The 19,726-nt window shown below is 28.9% G+C and carries 19 protein-coding genes and 1 riboswitch; of the genes, 11 read left to right on the top strand and 8 right to left on the bottom strand.

Annotated features, from left to right (window positions below; genetic code table 11):
• The first annotated feature begins 90 nt into the window (after positions 1 to 90).
• On the top strand, positions 91 to 1,566 hold the full coding sequence (ptsG, locus tag ACRC8M_RS01055) for a glucose-specific PTS transporter subunit IIBC (protein ID WP_438527423.1): 1,476 nt from the start codon (positions 91 to 93) through the stop codon (positions 1,564 to 1,566).
• Between the two features lie 33 nt (positions 1,567 to 1,599).
• Here ptsG and ACRC8M_RS01050 read toward each other — a convergent pair whose 3' ends face one another.
• The 5 genes from ACRC8M_RS01050 to polA are packed head-to-tail and all read right to left on the bottom strand — an operon-like array spanning position 1,600 to position 8,345.
• A complete protein-coding gene (locus ACRC8M_RS01050) occupies positions 1,600 to 3,141 on the bottom strand; it encodes an Eco57I restriction-modification methylase domain-containing protein (RefSeq protein WP_438527422.1) in 1,542 nt (513 codons plus the stop codon).
• Complete coding sequence (locus ACRC8M_RS01045; RefSeq protein ID WP_438527421.1) at positions 3,142 to 3,822, bottom strand: segregation and condensation protein A; 681 nt, start codon at positions 3,820 to 3,822, stop codon at positions 3,142 to 3,144.
• Entirely contained in the window at positions 3,797 to 4,756 is a 960-nt protein-coding gene (locus tag ACRC8M_RS01040) for a bifunctional riboflavin kinase/FAD synthetase (RefSeq protein ID WP_438527420.1), read from the bottom strand. The genes ACRC8M_RS01045 and ACRC8M_RS01040 overlap by 26 nt, the downstream gene beginning before the upstream one ends.
• 10 nt (positions 4,757 to 4,766) lie before the next feature.
• The gene (gene whiA, locus ACRC8M_RS01035; protein WP_438527419.1) at positions 4,767 to 5,669 is read right to left on the bottom strand and encodes a DNA-binding protein WhiA; all 903 of its coding nucleotides are present in this window, start codon (positions 5,667 to 5,669) and stop codon (positions 4,767 to 4,769) included.
• A gap of 9 nt (positions 5,670 to 5,678) precedes the next feature.
• On the bottom strand, positions 5,679 to 8,345 hold the full coding sequence (polA, locus tag ACRC8M_RS01030) for a DNA polymerase I (protein WP_438527418.1): 2,667 nt from the start codon (positions 8,343 to 8,345) through the stop codon (positions 5,679 to 5,681).
• A gap of 146 nt (positions 8,346 to 8,491) precedes the next feature.
• Here polA and ACRC8M_RS01025 point away from each other — a divergent pair, with 146 nt between their 5' ends.
• The 7 genes from ACRC8M_RS01025 to ACRC8M_RS00995 all read left to right on the top strand — a co-directional run bounded on the left by ACRC8M_RS01025 (position 8,492) and on the right by ACRC8M_RS00995 (position 13,908).
• On the top strand, positions 8,492 to 8,917 hold the full coding sequence (locus ACRC8M_RS01025; protein WP_438527417.1) for a single-stranded DNA-binding protein: 426 nt from the start codon (positions 8,492 to 8,494) through the stop codon (positions 8,915 to 8,917).
• A 15-nt stretch (positions 8,918 to 8,932) separates the two neighbouring features.
• Positions 8,933 to 9,021: riboswitch (TPP riboswitch) on the top strand.
• 91 nt (positions 9,022 to 9,112) lie between these two features.
• Entirely contained in the window at positions 9,113 to 9,766 is a 654-nt protein-coding gene (gene tenA / locus ACRC8M_RS01020; protein WP_438527416.1) for a thiaminase II, read from the top strand.
• 1 nt (position 9,767) lies between these two features.
• The gene (locus ACRC8M_RS01015) at positions 9,768 to 10,484 is read left to right on the top strand and encodes an ATP-binding cassette domain-containing protein (RefSeq protein WP_438527415.1); all 717 of its coding nucleotides are present in this window, start codon (positions 9,768 to 9,770) and stop codon (positions 10,482 to 10,484) included.
• Positions 10,471 to 11,211 (top strand): ABC transporter permease, encoded by a 741-nt coding sequence (locus tag ACRC8M_RS01010; RefSeq protein WP_438527414.1) that lies wholly within the window; start codon positions 10,471 to 10,473, stop codon positions 11,209 to 11,211. The genes ACRC8M_RS01015 and ACRC8M_RS01010 overlap by 14 nt, the downstream gene beginning before the upstream one ends.
• Complete coding sequence (locus ACRC8M_RS01005; protein ID WP_438527413.1) at positions 11,208 to 12,182, top strand: ABC transporter substrate-binding protein; 975 nt, start codon at positions 11,208 to 11,210, stop codon at positions 12,180 to 12,182. The genes ACRC8M_RS01010 and ACRC8M_RS01005 overlap by 4 nt, the downstream gene beginning before the upstream one ends.
• Positions 12,183 to 12,232: 50 nt before the next feature.
• Complete coding sequence (locus ACRC8M_RS01000; RefSeq protein WP_438527412.1) at positions 12,233 to 13,576, top strand: MATE family efflux transporter; 1,344 nt, start codon at positions 12,233 to 12,235, stop codon at positions 13,574 to 13,576.
• Between the two features lie 2 nt (positions 13,577 to 13,578).
• The gene (locus ACRC8M_RS00995) at positions 13,579 to 13,908 is read left to right on the top strand and encodes an arsenate reductase family protein (protein WP_438527411.1); all 330 of its coding nucleotides are present in this window, start codon (positions 13,579 to 13,581) and stop codon (positions 13,906 to 13,908) included.
• 43 nt (positions 13,909 to 13,951) lie between these two features.
• On the opposite strand, the gene ACRC8M_RS00990 is transcribed toward ACRC8M_RS00995, so the two are convergent.
• A complete protein-coding gene (locus ACRC8M_RS00990) occupies positions 13,952 to 14,794 on the bottom strand; it encodes a WYL domain-containing protein (protein WP_438527410.1) in 843 nt (280 codons plus the stop codon).
• A 113-nt stretch (positions 14,795 to 14,907) separates the two neighbouring features.
• On the opposite strand from ACRC8M_RS00990, the gene ACRC8M_RS00985 reads away from it, so the two are divergent.
• The 3 genes from ACRC8M_RS00985 (at position 14,908) to ACRC8M_RS00975 (ending at position 17,980) form a co-directional block, all read left to right on the top strand.
• Positions 14,908 to 15,702 (top strand): MurR/RpiR family transcriptional regulator, encoded by a 795-nt coding sequence (locus tag ACRC8M_RS00985; protein ID WP_438527409.1) that lies wholly within the window; start codon positions 14,908 to 14,910, stop codon positions 15,700 to 15,702.
• A 127-nt stretch (positions 15,703 to 15,829) separates the two neighbouring features.
• Complete coding sequence (locus tag ACRC8M_RS00980) at positions 15,830 to 17,323, top strand: PTS transporter subunit EIIC (protein WP_438527408.1); 1,494 nt, start codon at positions 15,830 to 15,832, stop codon at positions 17,321 to 17,323.
• A gap of 9 nt (positions 17,324 to 17,332) precedes the next feature.
• A complete protein-coding gene (locus ACRC8M_RS00975) occupies positions 17,333 to 17,980 on the top strand; it encodes an N-acetylmannosamine-6-phosphate 2-epimerase (protein ID WP_438527407.1) in 648 nt (215 codons plus the stop codon).
• A 16-nt stretch (positions 17,981 to 17,996) separates the two neighbouring features.
• On the opposite strand, the gene ACRC8M_RS00970 is transcribed toward ACRC8M_RS00975, so the two are convergent.
• Entirely contained in the window at positions 17,997 to 19,157 is a 1,161-nt protein-coding gene (locus tag ACRC8M_RS00970; protein WP_438527406.1) for a pyridoxal phosphate-dependent aminotransferase, read from the bottom strand.
• A 10-nt stretch (positions 19,158 to 19,167) separates the two neighbouring features.
• The coding region (locus ACRC8M_RS00965) for an aspartate-semialdehyde dehydrogenase (protein WP_438527405.1) at positions 19,168 to 19,726 on the bottom strand (559 nt) is incomplete at its 5' end.

Below are 19,726 nucleotides of genomic sequence, written 5' to 3'. Positions count from 1 at the left end.
TTTTGATAATTTTCTTGACTTTTTTCAAAATAAAATGTATTCTTTTAGTGAATTAAATATTCTTTATTATCAATCTTATGGAGGAGTTTTATGAAAATATTTGCTGAAGTTCAAAAAATCGGTAAAGCTTTGATGACACCGGTTGCGATTTTACCAGCTGCTGGTATATTCCTTGCTGCTGGAAATAAGTTAGGTATACCTTTAATGGAACAAGCTGGAGGAATAATTTTTGGTAATTTACCACTTTTATTCGCTGTTGGAGCTGCTATTGGTTTAGTTGGTGGGGACGGTATTGCTGCTCTTGCTGCTATTGTTGCTCTTTTAATTATGAATACTACTATGGGAACACTTACAGATGCTGCTAACGGTATTGCAACTGGAAATCCTGCTTTCGCAGAGGTTTTAGGAATACCTACTCTTCAAACTGGAGTTTTCGGAGGACTTATTGCAGGTGTTATTGCTGCTATTTGTTACAAGAAATTCTATAAGACAGAGTTACCAGCTTTCTTAGGTTTCTTTGCAGGAAAAAGACTTGTTCCAATCATGACTGCTGTTCTTGCTTTCTTAGTTGGTTTAGCTATGCCATATATTTGGCAACCTGTTCAAGCAGGACTTGCTCAGTTATCTTATTTAGCTAATGAAACAAACACTAATATTTCTACACTATTATTCGGAATTACAGAAAGAGCCTTAATCCCATTTGGATTACACCATATTTTCTACGCACCTTTCTGGTATCAATTTGGTGAGTATACAAACAATGCTGGACAAATCGTTAACGGAGATCAAGCTATTTGGTTTGCAATGTTAAAGGATGGAGTTCACTCATTCTCATCAGCTACTTACTCTGGAGCTGGTAAGTTCTTAACTGGTAAATTCCCATTCATGATGTTTGGATTACCTGCTGCTGCTCTTGCAATGTACCATGAAGCAAGAACTGAAAATAAAAAAATGGCTGCTGGAATTTTATTCTCTGCTGCTCTTACTTCTTTCTTAACAGGAATAACTGAACCTTTAGAGTTCTCTTTCTTATTCGTTGCTCCTGTTTTATATGGAATCCACTGTGTTTTTGCTGGATTATCATTTATGTTAATGAATATGTTTGGTGTTAGAATCGGTATGACATTCTCTGGTGGTGTTATTGACTATATTATGTTTGGTGTTCTTCCTGGAACTGAAGGATTCGAAACTAAGTGGCCAATGGTTATCGTTGTAGGTTTAGGATTCTCTGTAATATATTACTTTGGATTTAGATTCTTCATCAGAAAATTCAATTTAGCTACTCCTGGAAGAGAAGTTGGAGCTGAAATTGATGACCAACCTAAAGCTGAAGGTAGTGAATTAGCTACTCTAGTTCTTGCTGCTTTAGGAGGAAAAGAAAACGTTATATCTGTTGATGCTTGTATTACTAGATTAAGACTTGAAGTTAAGGATACTGCTCTTGTAAATGATGCAGAATTAAAAAGACTTGGAGCTTCTGGAGTTTTAAAAGTTGGACAAAATGGAGTTCAAGCTATATTTGGTGCTAAGGCTCAATTTATTGCAAATGATTTAAAAGCTCTATAATATTTATTATTAAATAAAAAAATGAGTGAAGAGTTAATTCTCTTCGCTCATTTTTTTTATATTCATTATTCTGCTAAAATAATTGTCAATTTCATCTTGAATATTTTCACTATAATTTTCAAGTTGTTTTCTTACGAGATTTTCAATATATTTTATTTCCTCTTTAACAGTTGGATAGTATAGTGGCGATTCTTTTAAAGGAGTCGAATAAAATTCTAAATTTTTCCCTTTTTTCTTTCCTATATAATTAAACCACGAAAAGAAAATTTTAGAGTTTAGATATCCTAAAATATAATATAGATTGACTTGCTCCGTTTTTGCAGTTAAATAATATATATCTGCACTTCCATAAAACTCTTTTTCCGTATAGGCAAAATTATTGGTTTTACATCTTTGCCTAACTATAATTTTAGGTTTTAAAAAAATCTCTTCATCTCTAGCCCACTGTAATTCCCACCAATTTATTCTATTATTTATAACTTCTCTTCGCGTAGAAAGTTTGCTTTTATAATCCAATAAATAATTTATAACTATATCATCTAATTCAGACTTACCATTTAAATACATAATCCAAAATGGTGGTTTTTTTGATACCTCATATTTACCTATATCTCTATTTTTGTAAAAAGGTTTTAAATATTTTTTAAACTCCTCCTTATATTCATCAAAAACAAAAACTTTATCAGCTCCACTAACTATTCCTTGATTAACATTTACAAGGTCACCTAAAATTACATTACTTTTCTCCCTAATTTTCTTTATATTTTCTTTCCAAAAAGGAGGAATTAATGCAATTTTACTATGTTCCTCTGTAAAAATATTTTCTTCTTCAATAAAATACTCAATACCATCATCATTTACAGATATTGTTAAATTTTCTCTATTTTTTTGCCAATAAAAAATTATATTATGTTGTCCAATAGCATCTTTAAATATTGAATAACTATAGTTTTCTAATCTAAAAAAACTACCTTCAAACTTCATTTTTTCTCTTATTCCTTCTGCACTATCAGCTTTTAACCAATAATTAGTAGTTAAATACACTAAAATGCCACTATCTTTTAATATGTCAATTCCTTTATCTATAAAGAAATAAAAATAATCCATTTTCGGTTTATAATACTTTTTTCCAAAATCAGTTTCTTTTATTGTATGAAAAATTTCTTTATGATTTTTTTCTCCTAAATATGGGGGATTTCCTATTACTATATCATATTTTTCATCTATTTTTTCATATAATGAATCACACTCTTTCAAGTTTAATTTTCCAAATATTCCATATTTAAAGAAAAGAGCCTCAGCTCTTTTTTCTAATAGTTTTAATGCATTTGAATCTAAATCAAATCCTGTTATCCAATTTTCACTATACCTATACTCTCCAAAAATTTCCTTTGAAATTTTTAATAACTCCTCTAGCATTGCTAACAAAAGATTTCCAGAACCACATGATATATCTATTACCTTTATACTTAATATATCCTCTTTCAAATTATTTTCTAAATATTTATTCAAAGCTACTTTACTCATGCTACTAGCATATTTTTCTGGTGTGTATATCTTATAATTGTATTCCACTTAATCCCTCCTAAAGAGCTTTAAGTTACCTTCACCCTCTATCAATATAACCCCATCTCTATACAAATCTAAAATTGCTAAAAAGATATATACTAAATGAGTTCTATTTTCTGCTCGTCTAAAAAGCTCTAATACAACCTTTTCCGAAGAGTAAAGAATGACTTTTATTCTATCCATCTCCTCTTTCAAAGAGTATCTTTTCTCAACTTCAATTTCTAAATACTCCTCGTCTTTTGGTAAATATTTTACATAACTATTTAACATATCTTGAAGTTTTAAAGTAGTTAAATCAAACTCTTTAGGAATATTTTTGGTTATTTTTCTTCCTTCTTTTCTAGTATAAGAGATATTATATTCGCATTCAATACTCGATATCACTTGTGCAACTTCTTTAAATACTTTATAATCTTCTAATCTTCTTTTTAGATCCTTTTCTTTTTCCTCTTCCTTTTCAACACTTAGTATAGATACTGCTTTTATCTCCAATAGTTCCGATGCAATCTCTAAAAACTCCACCTTTACACTTAAACTATCACTTTGTGCTTTTTCTATAAATTGAAGATACTCGTCTATTATCTGAGATATTTTTATTTCAGATATTTTCATTTTCTTCTTTTCTATAAGATGTAGTAAAAGATCTAAAGGGCCTTCAAAATTATCTATTTTTAATACAATCTCCATCTGCTTTTACCCTTACCTTTTCTTTCCAATTTAAAACATCATTTTTTATTGTTTCTTTTAATTCATCCATTGAATTAAATTTTTTTTCTTGTCTTAAAAATTCTATCAAAGAAACATATATTCTTTTTCCATATATATCTCTATCAAAATCCAATATGTGAACCTCAATACTTCTTTCATCAGGTTTCAATGTTGGATTTTTTCCTATATTAATTACTGCATGCCACCAATTTGGATCGCCTTCTATTTTAACTCTTCCTCCATATATACCAAAAGGAGGATATATTTTATTTAATATTTTTAAATTTGCTGTAGGAAACCCCATTATTCTTCCCAATTTTCTTCCATGTACAACTTCGCCAATAATCAAAAATGGTTGCCCTAAACATCTATTAGCTATATCTAAATTTCCCGTTGCTAACATCTCTCTTATAAATGTTGAGCTTATAATCTGTTCTTTGATTTTAACAGGCTCTATTATATTAACAAAAATCTTATGTTGTTTTCCTAATTGTCTTAGGTTTTCAACCGTTCCTTTTCCTCCCTTTCCAAAAGAAAAGTTAAATCCTACATATATTTCCTTTGCTCTTAACAACTCTGCTAAAACTCTTTCTACAAATATCTGAGGAGTCATATTAGAAAACTCTTGAGTAAATGGTTGAAGTATTAAATAATCTACTCCTAAAGATTCTATTATATGAATTTTCTCTTCTAAAGAGCTAATTAATTTGGGGGCTTTTACTCTATTCGTCACTTCCATTGGATGGTTTAAAAAAGTAAAAACAACTGACTTCCCTCCAGTTTCTTTAGCTTTTTTTACAGCTTGAGAAATCAACTCTCTATGTCCCATATGAATTCCATCAAAAGCACCTATAGCTACATATGTATTTTCAAATTTTTCTTTAGTTAGCAAAATATCCTCTATTATTTTCATTGTACTCCCCTTATGCTTCCCTTTCTTTTTCTAAAAGTTCATTATGTATTTCTTCTAATCTCCTAAATCTATTTCTAATTCCAGATTTAGATATTCCTATCATTTCTGCTAACTCTTGTAATGATGCTTCTGGGTTTTCCAATCTTAAAAATGCTATCTCCTCTAAAACTGGACTCAATTCATTTAGTCCAATTTTATACCCAATATAGTTTATCATTTTTACCTGTTTTCTAGCTGTATCCAAAGTTTTTGTTTCATTGGCAACTTCCCAGTTCATCTCTCTAATAGTTTTATTTTTTAAATCTTTTATCATCGTTGTCTCTTCATAATTATAAAACTCTTTCATTGAACCGATTAAAACTATTATATCCATAATATCCTCTGCATTTCTCATATATACAAGTGGCTTATTTCTTTTTATTGTTTTATAAACTTTTTTTTCAAGTTTCACTAAGAGGTTGTATAGTTCATCTGCTAATTCCTCACTATCAACAAAAAAATCTAAAGCATACTCTTTCTCAGGAGATTTTATATAACCACATCCTAAAAACATTCCTCTTATAAATCCTTTTTCAATCTCTTCACTCACTTCATCCCCTTTAGATGAATAGTTTTCTAAATTTTCAATAATTTTTTTTATTCCAGGTTGTGATGGAATGCTTATTACATAGGTATTATGTTCTCCAAATTTTTTACTTTTAGAAAATTTTATAAAAATCTTTAAGTTAGTTAACTCTTTTAACATAAAATAAATTCTTTCTGCTATCTCTTTATTTTCTAATTTCAACTCTATGCTATTTTGGTTAATAGCGTGTTTTAATAAGAGTATCGCTCTTATCTCGGCGTATTTTTCATCTTTATTTAAGTCGCAACGATGAAGTATCTCATTTTTAACTTTATAAGTATACGACACAATCTCCTCCTACTTTGTTTCAGCCCAATTCTTTCCTATAGAGCTATTTACTTCTAATTTAACTTTAGAGAACTGAATACTTTCTCTCATTATTTTTTCTATTTTTTCTTTATATTCTAAAACCTTTTCTTTTTCTACTTCAAATATCAATTCATCATGAACTTGAAGCAACATATGTATATCTTCCTTACCTTTTAATAGATCATATAAATTTATCATAACCTTTTTTAAAACTTCGGCAGCAGTTCCTTGAATCACTGTATTTACAGCCATTCTTTCCGCTTGATTTTTTATAACTCTATTTTTCGAGTTGATTCCTTCTATTATTCTTTTTCTCTTAAAATATGTTTCAACATATCCATGTTCTTCAGCATATTCAATTATCTCTTTTTCCAAATGTTTAACTGATGGGTACTGTTCAAAATATCTTGTTATATAATCTGAAGCTTCTTTTGGTGTTATTTTTAACTCTTGAGATAATCCAAAGGCTGTCTTACCATATATTATACTAAAGTTTACTGTTTTAGCAGCATCTCTTTGCTCTCTTGTCACTAAAGCATCTTCTGATAAATCGAAGATTTTTCTAGCTGTTAAACTATGTAAATCTAAGTTCTTAGAGTATGCTTCTATTAAGTTTGTATCTTGCGATATTTCAGCTAAAACTCTTAATTCTATTTGAGAATAATCTATCCCCAATAAAACAGAACCCTCCTTAGCTATAAATCCTGCTCTTATCTTCATTCCCTCTTCAGTTCTCACTGGAATATTTTGAAGATTTGGATCTGATGATGACAATCTTCCAGTTGCTGTACCTGTTTGATTAAAAGTTGTATGTAATCTATTGTTTTCATCAACTATTTTAGGAAGAGGATCCACATAAGTAGATTTTAATTTACTTAACTTTCTAAACTCTAAAATAGATTTAGCTATTTCATACCCTTGTTCAGCTAATTTTTCTAAAACCTCACTGTCAGTTGAAAATCCTGTTTTAGTTTTTTTCACTGGTGGAATATTTAAATTAATAAATAAAACCTCACCTAATTGTTTGGGAGAATTGATATTAAACTCCCCTTCTGCTTCTTCATATATTTTTTTTGTTAACTCATCTATTCTGCTCTCTAGCTCTAAGCTATATTTAGAGAAGTATTCTGGGGATATTTTTATTCCTTCAATCTCCATATCAGCTAATACTCTGATCAAAGGCATCTCTGTTTCTTTTAAAACATTGTATAGATTATTATTTTCTAACTCTTTTACAAGCTCTGGATAAGCAATAAGCATTCCCCTCGTTCTTTTTGTAAGAAACTTTCCATAATCTTCAGCAGATATATCCTCTATTTTTGTTTTTCCAAAAACTTCACTATACTTTTCTACATCCTCTTCTATGACATTTCTTAACATTACTTCAATCTCTTCTCTAGTTTGAGATGTCAGTAAATGATAAGCTAACATTGTATCAAAATCCATATTTTTTACAAAATACCCATGTCTCAAAAAGTTTTTAAATCCATATGATATAAATTTATTATTAGAATTTAAAACTTCCTTAAAATAATTCCTACTTTCTTCATCTTTTAACGGCAAAAAGTAATCTTTATTTTTTAAAGATACTGCTACACCTTTTTCTCCCCAATAAATAGCTATTTCACTATCTGAATTTAACCTTTCTTTTATTTTAACTCCTTCTAATACAAAGAATCCTTTTTCTTCAAGTATTTCAGTTGTTCCTTGAAAGCTAAACAATCCTAGCTGCATCCCATTTTGTGAAACTGGTTGAGCTATAACTTGATTTTGCCCCTCTTCTAAATTCATCTTTTTTATTAGAGATTTGAATTCTAATGTTTTAAAAAGTTCTAAAAGTTTTTTATCGTCTTTTTTATATTCTAATTCATTTTCCTTCACACCTAAATTTAACAGTTCAATTGTCGCTAACTCACGACTTATAAAAGCTAATTCTTTATCTTCAATCAGATTATTTACTAAGGATTTTCCTATTCCAGGAAGCTCAGTTAAAGAATCTATATTTTCATAAATCCCTTCTAAATTTCCATATTTTTCTAGCATTGGGATAGCTTTTTTAGAACCAATTTTTCTTACACCTGGAATTCCATCACTTGTATCTCCAATTAATCCAAATAAATCTGGAATCATTTTCGGTTTTACTCCAAGTTGTTCAATAACATCCTCTTCAGTAGATAATATTTTTAATCCTCCACCATCGCCTTTTCCTAAAAGAGCGATATTCACATGTGAATCTAAAATCTGAGATAAATCTTTATCCCCTGTTATTATATAAGATTCAATACCTTTAGCTCCTAACTCTTTAGCCAAGCTTCCTAATACATCATCTGCTTCATATCCATCTATTTTAAATTTTTTTATTCCAAAACAATCTAAAAGCTCTTCTATTCTAGGTATTTGAGCTACTAAATCCTCTGGTGCTGCATCTCTTTGAGCTTTATATTCCTTATATATTTCACTTCTTTTTAAAGTAGCTCTTTTTACATCAAAAGCAGCTCCTATATAATCAGGATTTAATTGATTTATAATACTCATAAGAGTATTAACAAATCCATATACCGCTCCTGTTGGCTCATTTTTAGTTCTAAAATTTAAATTTCCATAAAAAGCTCTATACATTATTGCACTCACATCTAATAAAATTGCTTTTTTCATTTTTTCCCCTTTCTACAATTTACATTTTTCATAATATTATACCATATTCAACACCTTAGTTAAAAAAATTATTTTATAAATAAATATTATTTTTTTTATTTTTCTGTTATAATCTCTGTGTATAAACTAAAATATAGGAGGTATTTATGAATCTAGTCGTATTAATTGGACGTTTAACTAGAGATCCTGAACTTAAATTTGGTCAAAGCGGAAAAGCATACTCAAGATTTAGTTTAGCAGTTGACAGACCTTTTTCTAAAGGAGAAGCTGACTTTATTAACTGTGTTGCTTTTGGAAAAACAGCTGAACTTATCGGTGAATACTTAAGAAAAGGTAGAAAAGTTGCTGTTAATGGTAGACTTCAAATGAATAGATATGAGGTAAACGGAGAAAAAAGAACAACTTATGACGTACTTGTTGAAAGCATGGAGTTTGTTGAAGGAAGAGGAGAATCATCTGCACCATCTGATTTTGCTCCAACACCATCTTATTCAGCACCTAAAGTTGCTGAGCAGTCATCAAATGATGACTTTGGCGGATCATCATTTGATGAAGATGAATTCCCATTCTAATAATCAAATTATATTTTAAACTACTAGGGGTGCCTTTTGGCTGAGACTTACCCTTAGAACCTGATCTAGTTAATCCTAGCGTAGGGAAGTAGTTAATTATCACTTTTATTTTATAATTGTGTATATAAAGCTATTTTCCTTTTTTTTTGGAAAATAGCTTTTTTTATTTATATAAATTTTAATTGGAGGTTTTTTATGTTTTCAAAAGAGTTATACAAAAGTGCAAAAGAAATTTGGGATAGTTACTACACACATCCATTTGTAAAAGGAATCGGTATGGGTTCTCTAGAAAAAGATAAATTTAAATTCTATATTATTCAAGATTATATCTATCTTCTTGACTACGCAAAACTTTTTGCATTGGGTGTTATTAAAAGTAAAAATGAAAGTGATATGAAAAAATTTGCTGCACTTACAGATGGAATTCTAAATTCTGAAATGGGAATACATCGAATTTATATGAAAAAATTAGGAATTACTGAATTAGATATTGCATCAAAAAAACCAACTCTTGATAATACTTCATATACTAGTTATATGCTCTCGGTAGCTCACTGTGGTGATATAAAAGAAGTTGCTGTCGCTGCTCTTTCTTGTATGTGGAGTTATGAAATGATTGGATTGAAGTTAAAAGAACTTTATGGTTCTAGTGATGAATTCTATGGTGAGTGGATTGAATGCTACTCCTCTTCTAGATACAAAGAGTTAACTAATTGGAATATCGAGCTTGTTGAAAAGTATTGTCAAAATATATCTGAAGAAGAAAAAGAACACTTAAAAACAATTTTTATTAATTGTAGTATTTATGAGTATAAATTCTGGGATATGTCTTACAAGGGGTCTTTTTAAAATGAATATGCTTGATGTAAAAAATTTAACTTTTAAATACGATAATAACAACTATATTTTAGATAATCTTTCCTTTAATATAAAACACAATGAACTAATTAGTGTAGTAGGTGGAAGTGGGTGTGGTAAATCAACAATCATAAAAATATTAGCAGGAATTGAAAAAAACTTTAATGGCACTGTCCAACTAAAAAGTGTATCCTATATGCCTCAATCAAATACTCTTCTTCCGTGGAGAACTATTTTAGAAAATATACTTTTACCAATTGAAATTAAAAAAGGAAATAAAAAGATAGAAAAAGAAAACGCCATCTCTCTCTTAAAACGTTTTAATCTATTAGAATATTCAGATAGTTACCCTAATGAACTTTCTGGAGGAATGAAACAGCGTATCTCTCTTATTCGTACATTAATGAGCGAAGGAGAGTTACTTCTTTTAGATGAACCCTTTTCTGCTCTAGATGCTATAACTAGAGAAGATTTGCAAAATTGGCTTTTAAATATGATTTCGACTTTTAAAAAAAGTATGATTTTTATTACTCACGATATCGATGAAGCAATTTTTCTTTCACACAGAATTTTTGTTTGCTCAAAAAAACCTCTTTCAAAATTTAAAGAGTTTTTAGTTCCTGAAAATATAACTCTTGAAAAAAAATTACAATTGAAAAAAGAGATTCTTTCTATCATCAAAGGAGATAGCTTTTATGAAAAAAATTAATTTTTCTATCATTTCTCTTTTTTCATTTTTTATATTCTGGGAGATTCTAGGAAGATATATTAATAAGGGTTATATTCTTCCTACTCCTTTAAATATATTAAAAAAAATTTGGATTCTTAAAGAAAGTCTTTTCTTTATCCATTTACCAGCTACACTTAATATTGCAATAGTTTCTTTAATATTAACCATTTTGTTAGGAATATTTTTGGCTATCTCTATGGATTTTAGTCATGTTGTATACAGTTGTATCCATCCTTTAATTATAACTAGCCAAACTATTCCTATTACTGCTCTAGCACCAATTTTTATTTTATGGTTTGGTTACTCTATTTGGAGCAAAGTTATCGTTGCTGTAATTATATCTTTTTTTCCAATTACAATAACTATATATAATGGTTTACAAAACGTAGAAAAAGATGAAATTAATTATTTTAAAAGCCTTAAAGCAAGTAAACTGCAAATTTTTTTAAAATTAAAACTTCCTAGAGCTCTTCCTAATTTTTTTTCTGCTCTAAAAATGAGTATTCCTCTTATTTTAATCGGAGCAGCCATTGGAGAATGGTTAGGTGCTACTTCTGGTCTTGGATATTTTAGTAAAAGAATGATGTCTCAATTAGACGGTGCTGGAGTCTTTGCACCCATAGTTATTATATCTTTACTTGCTATAACTTTAGTGCAAATTATAACTATATTTGAAAATATAATATTACATTGGAGGAATAAATGAAAAAAATACTTACTATTTTAATAATGGTTACTTTATTACTTAGTTGTAACTCAAAAAAAAAGGAAGATTTAAAAGAAGTTTCCATAATTTTAGATTGGTACCCTAACGCTGTGCACTCTTTTCTTTACACAGCTATTGAAAAAGGATATTTTAAAGATGAAGGAATAAAATTAAATGTAATTTATCCCTCTTCACCTAGCGACTCTTTGACTTTACCTGCTGCTAAAAAAGCTGATATAGGAATCTCCTATTTAAATAATGTAGTTATGGCAAGAGCTAATGAAAATATTCCTATAAAATCCTTTGGTGCAATACTTCAGAGATCTGTTAATACAGTTATATCTTTAAAAGAAAAAAATATAACTTCTCCAAAAGATTTCCAAAATAAAATTGCAGGTACTAGTGGTGGAGTTCTTTCGGAAACATATTTAAAATCAATGATGATTTCTGAAAATTTAAACCCTAACTCTTTAAAAATTACTGATGTAGGATTTGAACTTCTAACATCTATGATTACAAATCAAGTTGATTTTACAATTGGAAATATGATTAATCACGAAGTTCCTATTATTAAAGAGAAAGGCATCGATATAAACTATTTTTTAATTGATAACTTTGGAATTCCTCAAGCATACGAACTTATTTTAGTTGCTAACGATGAACTTTTAAATCAAAATAAGGATACCTATGCAAAAGTTCTTAAAGCCATGCAAAAAGGATTTGAGGATGTTAAAAATAATCCTAATGAATGTTTAGATCTTCTTCTTTCAAAACAAGCTATCGATCAATTTCCACTAAGTGAAACTGTAGAAAAAGAAAGTTTAGAAATCTTACTACCAATAATGGAAACGCCTCAAAATAAATTTTTAACTCAAACTAAAGAAGTTTGGAGAAATAATATTAATTGGTTATATGAAAATGGTATCATTCAAAAAAAAGTTCCAGCTGAAAATTTTATATATCAATTTTAAATTTTTTAATATATAATACCCTTTAGAAATAAATTTTTGGAGGGATTATTTTGAAACAAATTCGCTCTCTTTGGAGAGAAAATAGAAGTGAAATTCTATCTATTTTTACCATTGCTTTACCTACTATTGTAGATATGTTTGTGCAAACATTGCTTGGATTTTTTGATTTAATTATGGTTGGACGATTAGGACCTGAAGCTATTGCTTCTGTTGGTTTAGGAACTGCTCCTATTTTAACTGTTATCCCAATATTTTTCGCAATCAGTGTTGGAACTACCGCCATGGTCAGCCGTGCATTTGGAGCTAAAAATTATAATGAAGCTAAAGAAGGAATGAGTCAAAGCTTAATTCTAGGAGTTCCTGCAGCTTTTATCGTTACTTTTATCTTTATTATTTTCGGTAAAAATATTCTTGGAATTATTAGTAAAAATCAACCTATCACAGACGCTTTAAGTTATTTAAAAGTTGTCTCTTTAGGAATTCCTTTTTTATGCTTCAACATTATTTTTTCATATGGTTTTAGATCTATTAATAAAGCTAAAATTCCAATGATTAATAACACAATTAGCATTTTTTCAAACATATTACTTAATTATATTTTTATCTTTGTTTTAAATCTTGGAGTTTTTGGAGCTGGAGTGGCTACAACAATATCTAGAGGAATAGTTACTTTAATATTTTCATTCTTAATAATATACAAAAAAAATTATTGTATTGCATTAAGTAAAAAAGATTTTAAAATAAATAAAGAGATTTGTAAGCGACTTCTAAAAGTTGGGCTACCATCTGCTGGAGAACAAGGAATATTTAGAATTGGAATGCTTATTTTTGAAGCTATGGTTATAAACTTAGGAACATTGCAATATGCTGCACATAAAATAGCTCTAACTGCAGAATCTTTCTCTTTCAATTTAGGACTTGGATTCTCTGTTGCTGGTACTGCTCTTGTTGGACAACACTTAGGAGCTAGGCAATATCAAGAAGCTAAAAAAGCTGGTTACTTAAACATGTTTTTAGCTATGGGAGTCATGACTGCGTTTGGATTTATTTTTATGATTTTTCCAAAATTTGTAATTTCAATGTTTACAAAAGAGCAATCTATAGTTCCTATGGCTAGTTCTGCTCTTAGAATCGTTTCTATCGCTCAACCTATTTTAGCGGTTTCAATGGTTTTAAGTGGTGCTTTAAGAGGAGCTGGAGATACTAAATCTGTTCTCTGGATTACGTCTTTGGGTATGTTTTTGATTAGAATTCCCCTTACATATCTATTCTTATATATATTTAACTTTGGTTTAAATGGTGCTTGGATGGTAATGATTGTAGATTTAACGTATCGTGGTTTAGCATGTTTATATAGGTTTAGACAAGGAAAATGGAGGTATATTGAGGTATAGTTATGATAATACAAATATTTGGAAGAAAAAATTGTAATGAAACTAAAAAAGTTCAAAGATTTTTTAAAGAAAGAGGGATTAAAACTCAATTTATTGATTTACTGGAGAAAGCTCCCTCAAAAAAAGAGTTCGAAATTTTTCTAAAATGCTATGATTTAGATGACTTTTTAGATATTGAAGGAAAAGAGTCTAAAAAAAGAAACTTAGAGTACATGGTTTATGATACAATGGAGTTACTTCTAGAGAACCCTATTCTTTTTAAAACTCCTATTATTAGATATGATAAAGGTGTTATTTTAGGGTATAATCTTGAAAAATTGAAAAATATATAAAAAAAAATCCTCATTAAAGGAGTTTTCTTTAATGAGGATTTTTTTATTTCTCATATTTAAATAAAGCTTTTCTATATTTCTCTTTAAACCACTCTCTTAAATCTTGTGGTTCCAATATCTCAACTTCATCTAGAAAAAAACTAAAATATCTTTTTGCTTTTTCATGTGAACATTCTAATATGTATTCATCTTTATCAATTTTTATAACTTGTGGTCTATTAGTTTCTATTTCATTAAATATCTTTTTTCCACTTGTTGTTAATTTAATCTTAATATACTGTCCAAAAGATATAAAAGGATCAAAATTGTCTTTCATTTTATCTATAAACTCTTTATCTCTCAGTTTAAAAGAGATATTTTTTATATAAATTGATTTTATATACTTAATCTTGTAATTCTTCCATTTTGCTTCTCTCAGATTATAACAAAATAAATAGTTCATAACCTCTAACTTAGAGCTCTCAATTAAATATGGTTCAACTTCAATATTTTTCTCATCACGAAAAACTATCTTTATTATTCTTTTCTCTTTTATTGAATAATTTATCCTTTCAACTATCTCTTTAAATAAAAAACATTCTCTTTTTTTCTTTCCTAAGCTAGCATATTCAATTAAAATATCTCTAAAGAATTCTGACTCATTCTGAATATTATTTTCTTCTAAAAAATTATAATATCCCTCTAAATTTTTTTTATTTAAATTAAACTGAATAACTGAAGTTTCTCCTTTATAAGGACAAATAATTTTTTTTTCTTGATTTTCTTTTATTTTTTCTGCATATATATAATTTAATAAAGTATTTTTTTTTATAAAAAATTCCTCAATATCATTTTCTAAAATCTCAACTATTTTTCTAGGTAATGTCACTCTTATTTTTTTTTCCATATTTCACTCCAATGAAATCATTATTTAGTGGTTATTATATCACGAAAATAACTATTTTTTTATAAATTTATTTATGATATAGTTATAGTATAACTGTTCTAGGAGGTTTTACTTTGGATATCGTATATGAAATAAAACAAAGATATAGCGATTTTTCTCAAAAAGAAAAAGATATCGCTGATTATATACTTAAACATAAAGATAATATCGAAAACATATCAATTACTAACCTTTCAAAAGCTACAGGAGCATCTACTTCTACAATAACTAGATTCTCTAAAAAAATCAATTGCGATAGCTTTGTTCAAATGAAGATTAAATTAAATACAACTTTTAATAACTCTCTTCCCAAAGAAAAAGAGCTTTTCTCAGCTGTTCATAACTATTACACAGAAGTGATTGAAAAAACAAATCAACTAATTAATAAAAAGCTTATTTTAAAAGTTGTAGAAGAGATTAAAAAAGCTAAAAGAATTTATATTTATGGAGTTGGGAGCTCTGGACTTACTGCCCAGGAATTTATGCAAAGACTTCTAAGAATGGGATTTAACGTTTCTAGTATCACTGATTCCCATATGATGATTATAAATAGTGCTATTGTTTCTCCTGATGACCTTGTTATTGGAATATCTATTTCTGGTGAAACAAAAGAAATCGTGGATTCTTTGAGAGTTTCTCAAAAAAATGGTGCTCATACAATTGGAGTTACAAGTTTTCCTAATAGTTCTATTAAAAAATTTTCCAACGATTTAATTTTGATTTGTGCTTCAGACTTTATTCATAAAAGAGATTTTATAAATACTCAATTCTCAACTATGTATCTTTTTGACTTAATCTCTACAATTCTTTTATCTAATAAGGATTTAAGAAAAAAAATGCAGTTAACAATTGAAGCAATTTTAAATTAAACAGCTTAAAAGCTGTTTTTTTGTTGTAATTTTAATATTTATGTGATATATTCATACTATAATTCATGAAAATTATTTTCACAAAACAAATGATATATGAAAATTATTTATACAACAGGAGGTTACTATGTTTAAAAATTTACAAAAAATTGGTAAATCATTCATGCTTCCAATAGCTATTTTACCAGCTGCTGGACTACTTTTAGGAATTGGAGGAGCTCTTTCAAATGCAAATACTGTTAATGCTTATCCTTTCTTAAATATACCAATTCTACAAGGTATTTTACAGGTTATGTCTGCTTCTGGAGAAGTTATCTTTGCTAATTTAGCTCTTATTATGTGTATCGGACTTGCTATCGGATTAGCTAAAAAAGATAAGGGAACAGCTGGTTTAGCTGGTGCTGTAGCTTTTTTAGTTATGAATGCTTCTATCAAAGGATTGATTACAGCATTTAAACCTGAAGTAGGATCTATCGATACAGGTGTTGTCGGAGCTATTGTTATAGGTTCTTTAGTAGCTTACCTACATAATAAATATAGCAATATTAAACTACCTGCTGTTCTTGGTTTCTTTGGCGGGTCAAGATTTGTTCCTATTGTTTCTTCTTTTGTAGCAATTGGAATCGGTATAATATTTTTCTTAACATGGCCAACATTCCAAGGATGGTTAACATCTGCCGGAAAGTCTATTGCTAGCTTAGGAATTTTGGGAACTTTCCTTTATGGTTTTCTTTTAAGATTAAGTGGAGCTGTTGGATTACATCACATGATTTATCCTTTATTCTGGTATACTGAGCTTGGTGGAACTGCTCAAGTTGCTGGAAAAACTATTGTTGGAGCTCAGAATATTTTCTTTGCTCAATTAGCTGACCCTAATCATACTGGTCTATTTACTGAGGGAACTAGATTCTTTGCTGGACGTTTTGCTACTATGATGTTTGGTCTTCCAGCTGCTTGTTTAGCTATGTACCATTGTACACCTCTAAACAAAAGAAAACTTGTAGGTGGATTATTTTTAGGAGCTGCAATTACATCTTTTATCACAGGAATTACAGAACCTATCGAATTTATGTTTTTATTTGTTGCTCCTTGGTTATATGGAGTTCATGCATTCTTTGATGGTTTATCTTTTCTTGTAGCTGATTTATTAAATATATCTATTGGAAATACATTCTCTGGAGGTTTAATAGACTTTACTCTTTTTGGTGTTCTACAAGGAAATGAAGCGACTAATTGGATGTATGTTTTAATAATTGGAGCGATTTGGTTTGCTCTATACTATTTTTCTTTTGTATTCTTAATTAAACGTTTCAACATTGCAACTCCTGGTAGAGAGGGAGATGATGAAGAGATTAAAATAGTAACTAAAGATTCTCTTTTTGAAACATCTAAAGAAGTTTTAGCTGCTCTTGGTGGAAAAGAAAATATTGATGATGTTGATGCTTGTATAACAAGACTTAGAGTATCTGTTAAAGATGTAGCTAAAGTTGATAAAGCTAAATTAAAAAGTCTTGGTGCAACTGGAGTTTTAGAGGTACAAGGTGGAATTCAAGCTATTTTTGGAGCTATGGCTGATCCTATTAAACAAAAAATAAATGAGATTATAGAAAATAACAACTAGGAGGATTTTATGAAAAGAGGTCTTATTGTATCGTGTCAAGCACTAGAAAACGAACCTTTACACAGTTCATTTATAATGGGTAGAATGGCTGTTGCTGCTCAAATGGGAGGAGCTGTTGGAATTAGAGCAAATGGAGTAGAAGATATTCTTGAAATAAAAAAAGTAGTTGATTTACCGATCATTGGTATTATAAAAAAAGATTACGAAAATATGGTTTCTTATATTACTCCTACTGAAAAAGAATTAGAAGCACTTATTGCTACTAATGTTGATGTCATTGCTCTTGACGCTACTATAAATGCTGATTTAAATCTTTTAAAATCTTTAAAAATTAAATATCCTAACCAAAAATTTATGGCTGATATCTCTACTGCTGAAGAGGGAGTTCGTGCAGAAGAATTAGGTTTTGATTATATTGGAACAACTTTAGTTGGATATACTGAACAATCTAAAGGTTTAAATAACTTTGATGTCCTTAAAGAGTTAATATCAAAATGTAAAACTCCTATAATTGCTGAGGGAAATTTTGATACTCCAGAGAAGTCAAAATTAGCAATGGAGTTAGGATCTTATGCTGTTGTTGTTGGTGGAGCTATCACTAGACCTCAACTTATTACTAAAAAATTTGCTGATGAAGTAAATAAAGTTAAATTTTAATAGAAAAAGATAGAGTTTATTCTCTATCTTTTTTATTTACAAAATTAATAAATCTATCTACTGCTTCATTTAAAATTTCTTCATCTTTTACTAAAGAAATTCTTATATAATTGTCCATTCCAAAGGCTATTCCAGGGACAACTGCAACTCTTTCCTCTTCCAAAAGACTCTTGGCAAAATCTAAAGAGTTTAGTTTTGTAATTCCATCTAAGGATACAAAAATATAGATTGCTCCTTTAGGTTTTATAACAGATATTTTTTTCTCTTTTAACTTTTTATATACACTTTCAGCTCTTTTCTTATAAATTTCAACTTGTGAAGATATATCTTTACACTCTTTTAAAGCTATTAGTGCTCCTTTTTGAGAAATTATACTCGCTGATGTTACTGCGTATTGATGTACCTTTATCAGATACTCTCTCATTTTTTTACTTGCTATTATATATCCTATTCTCCAACCAGTTAAAGAATGTGATTTTGAAAAACCATTAATTAAAATAACATTTTCTCTATATCCATCTTGTAAAAAACTATTATGTTCACCCTCAAATATAATTTCACTATAAACCTCATCACTTATTATATATAGATGTTTCTCTTTAGCAAATTTTAATATCTCATCTCTATTTTTTCTAGATATAGTTACACCTGATGGATTTGATGGATAATTTAAAATGATAGCTTTCGTCTGAGGTGTCACATACTTCTTTAAAACATCAACAGTCAATTCAAAATTGTCACTTGATGTATCCATTTTTATTAACTTAGCTCCAGCTAATACTATTAATGGTTCATACCCTGGATAAACAGGTAATGGAGTTAGAACCTCATCTCCTGGCATAATTATTGTCTTTATTGCTGTTGACAATCCTTCTGTACTACCAACAGTTATAATTATTTCATCTGGTTCTATCTTTAAACTATATCTTTCTTTATAATATTTTCCAATCTCTTCTCTTAATTCAATCATACCACCTAACTGCGGATAACCTAATTTAGCATCTTTCATATACCCAATAGTTTCATCTATTATTATTTTAGGTTGCGGTAAATCTGGTTCTCCTATTGTTAGATTAATCAGTGGCTTTTCACCCCCTTCATATTCTCTACAAGCTTCTGCTATCTTTCTTATAACAGATATCTCAATTTTATCTAAATTTGGATTTACTTTTAGCATATTTTCTCCTCTAGTTATTTTTCATTAAAATTTCTGCAATCTGCACTGCATTTGTTGCTGCTCCTTTTCTAATATTATCAGCTACAACCCATAAATTTAATCCTTTTTCTATGCTAAAATCTTTTCTTAAACGCCCTACATAAACTTCATCTGTTCCACTGGCTTCAGTAGCTAAAGGGTATCTATTATTTTTCACATCATCTTCAAGTACAATGCCTTTTGTTTCTCTAAATTTTGCTTTTAGTTCTTCTAAGTTTGCCTCTCTTTCTAACTCAACATTTATTGATATAGCATGACCATTTAAAACTGGAACTCTAACACATGTTGCAGTTATTGGAAGATTTTTTTTATTTAAAATTTTACGAGTTTCATTTATCATTTTTTCTTCCTCTTTAGTATATCCATTCTCTAAGAAAGAATCTATATGAGGTAAACAATTATTAACTATTGGATGAGGATATGTTTTTGGTTCTTCTCCTTTTAATCCTCTTTGTAAATCCTCTATTCCTTTTATTCCACTTCCCGATACAGCTTGGTATGTTGAATAGACAACTCTTTTTATACCATAT

The organism is Cetobacterium sp. (assembly GCF_051653945.1).
Lineage (GTDB): Bacteria > Fusobacteriota > Fusobacteriia > Fusobacteriales > Fusobacteriaceae > Cetobacterium_A.
This window is presented reverse-complemented; position numbering and strand designations above follow the sequence as displayed.

Bases quoted from the DNA above. Each gene is read 5' to 3' on its own strand.
- ptsG (WP_438527423.1), top strand. From the start codon at position 91: ATGAAAATATTTGCTGAAGTTCAAAAAATCGGTAAAGCTTTGATGACA.
- ACRC8M_RS01045 (WP_438527421.1), bottom strand. From the start codon at position 3,822: ATGGAGATTGTATTAAAAATAGATAATTTTGAAGGCCCTTTAGATCTT.
- ACRC8M_RS01040 (WP_438527420.1), bottom strand. From the start codon at position 4,756: ATGAAAATAATAGAGGATATTTTGCTAACTAAAGAAAAATTTGAAAAT.
- polA (WP_438527418.1), bottom strand. From the start codon at position 8,345: ATGAAAAAAGCAATTTTATTAGATGTGAGTGCAATAATGTATAGAGCT.
- ACRC8M_RS01025 (WP_438527417.1), top strand. From the start codon at position 8,492: ATGAATCTAGTCGTATTAATTGGACGTTTAACTAGAGATCCTGAACTT.
- tenA (WP_438527416.1), top strand. From the start codon at position 9,113: ATGTTTTCAAAAGAGTTATACAAAAGTGCAAAAGAAATTTGGGATAGT.
- ACRC8M_RS01015 (WP_438527415.1), top strand. From the start codon at position 9,768: ATGAATATGCTTGATGTAAAAAATTTAACTTTTAAATACGATAATAAC.
- ACRC8M_RS01010 (WP_438527414.1), top strand. From the start codon at position 10,471: ATGAAAAAAATTAATTTTTCTATCATTTCTCTTTTTTCATTTTTTATA.
- ACRC8M_RS01005 (WP_438527413.1), top strand. From the start codon at position 11,208: ATGAAAAAAATACTTACTATTTTAATAATGGTTACTTTATTACTTAGT.
- ACRC8M_RS00995 (WP_438527411.1), top strand. From the start codon at position 13,579: ATGATAATACAAATATTTGGAAGAAAAAATTGTAATGAAACTAAAAAA.
- ACRC8M_RS00990 (WP_438527410.1), bottom strand. From the start codon at position 14,794: ATGGAAAAAAAAATAAGAGTGACATTACCTAGAAAAATAGTTGAGATT.
- ACRC8M_RS00980 (WP_438527408.1), top strand. From the start codon at position 15,830: ATGTTTAAAAATTTACAAAAAATTGGTAAATCATTCATGCTTCCAATA.
- ACRC8M_RS00975 (WP_438527407.1), top strand. From the start codon at position 17,333: ATGAAAAGAGGTCTTATTGTATCGTGTCAAGCACTAGAAAACGAACCT.
- ACRC8M_RS00970 (WP_438527406.1), bottom strand. From the start codon at position 19,157: ATGCTAAAAGTAAATCCAAATTTAGATAAAATTGAGATATCTGTTATA.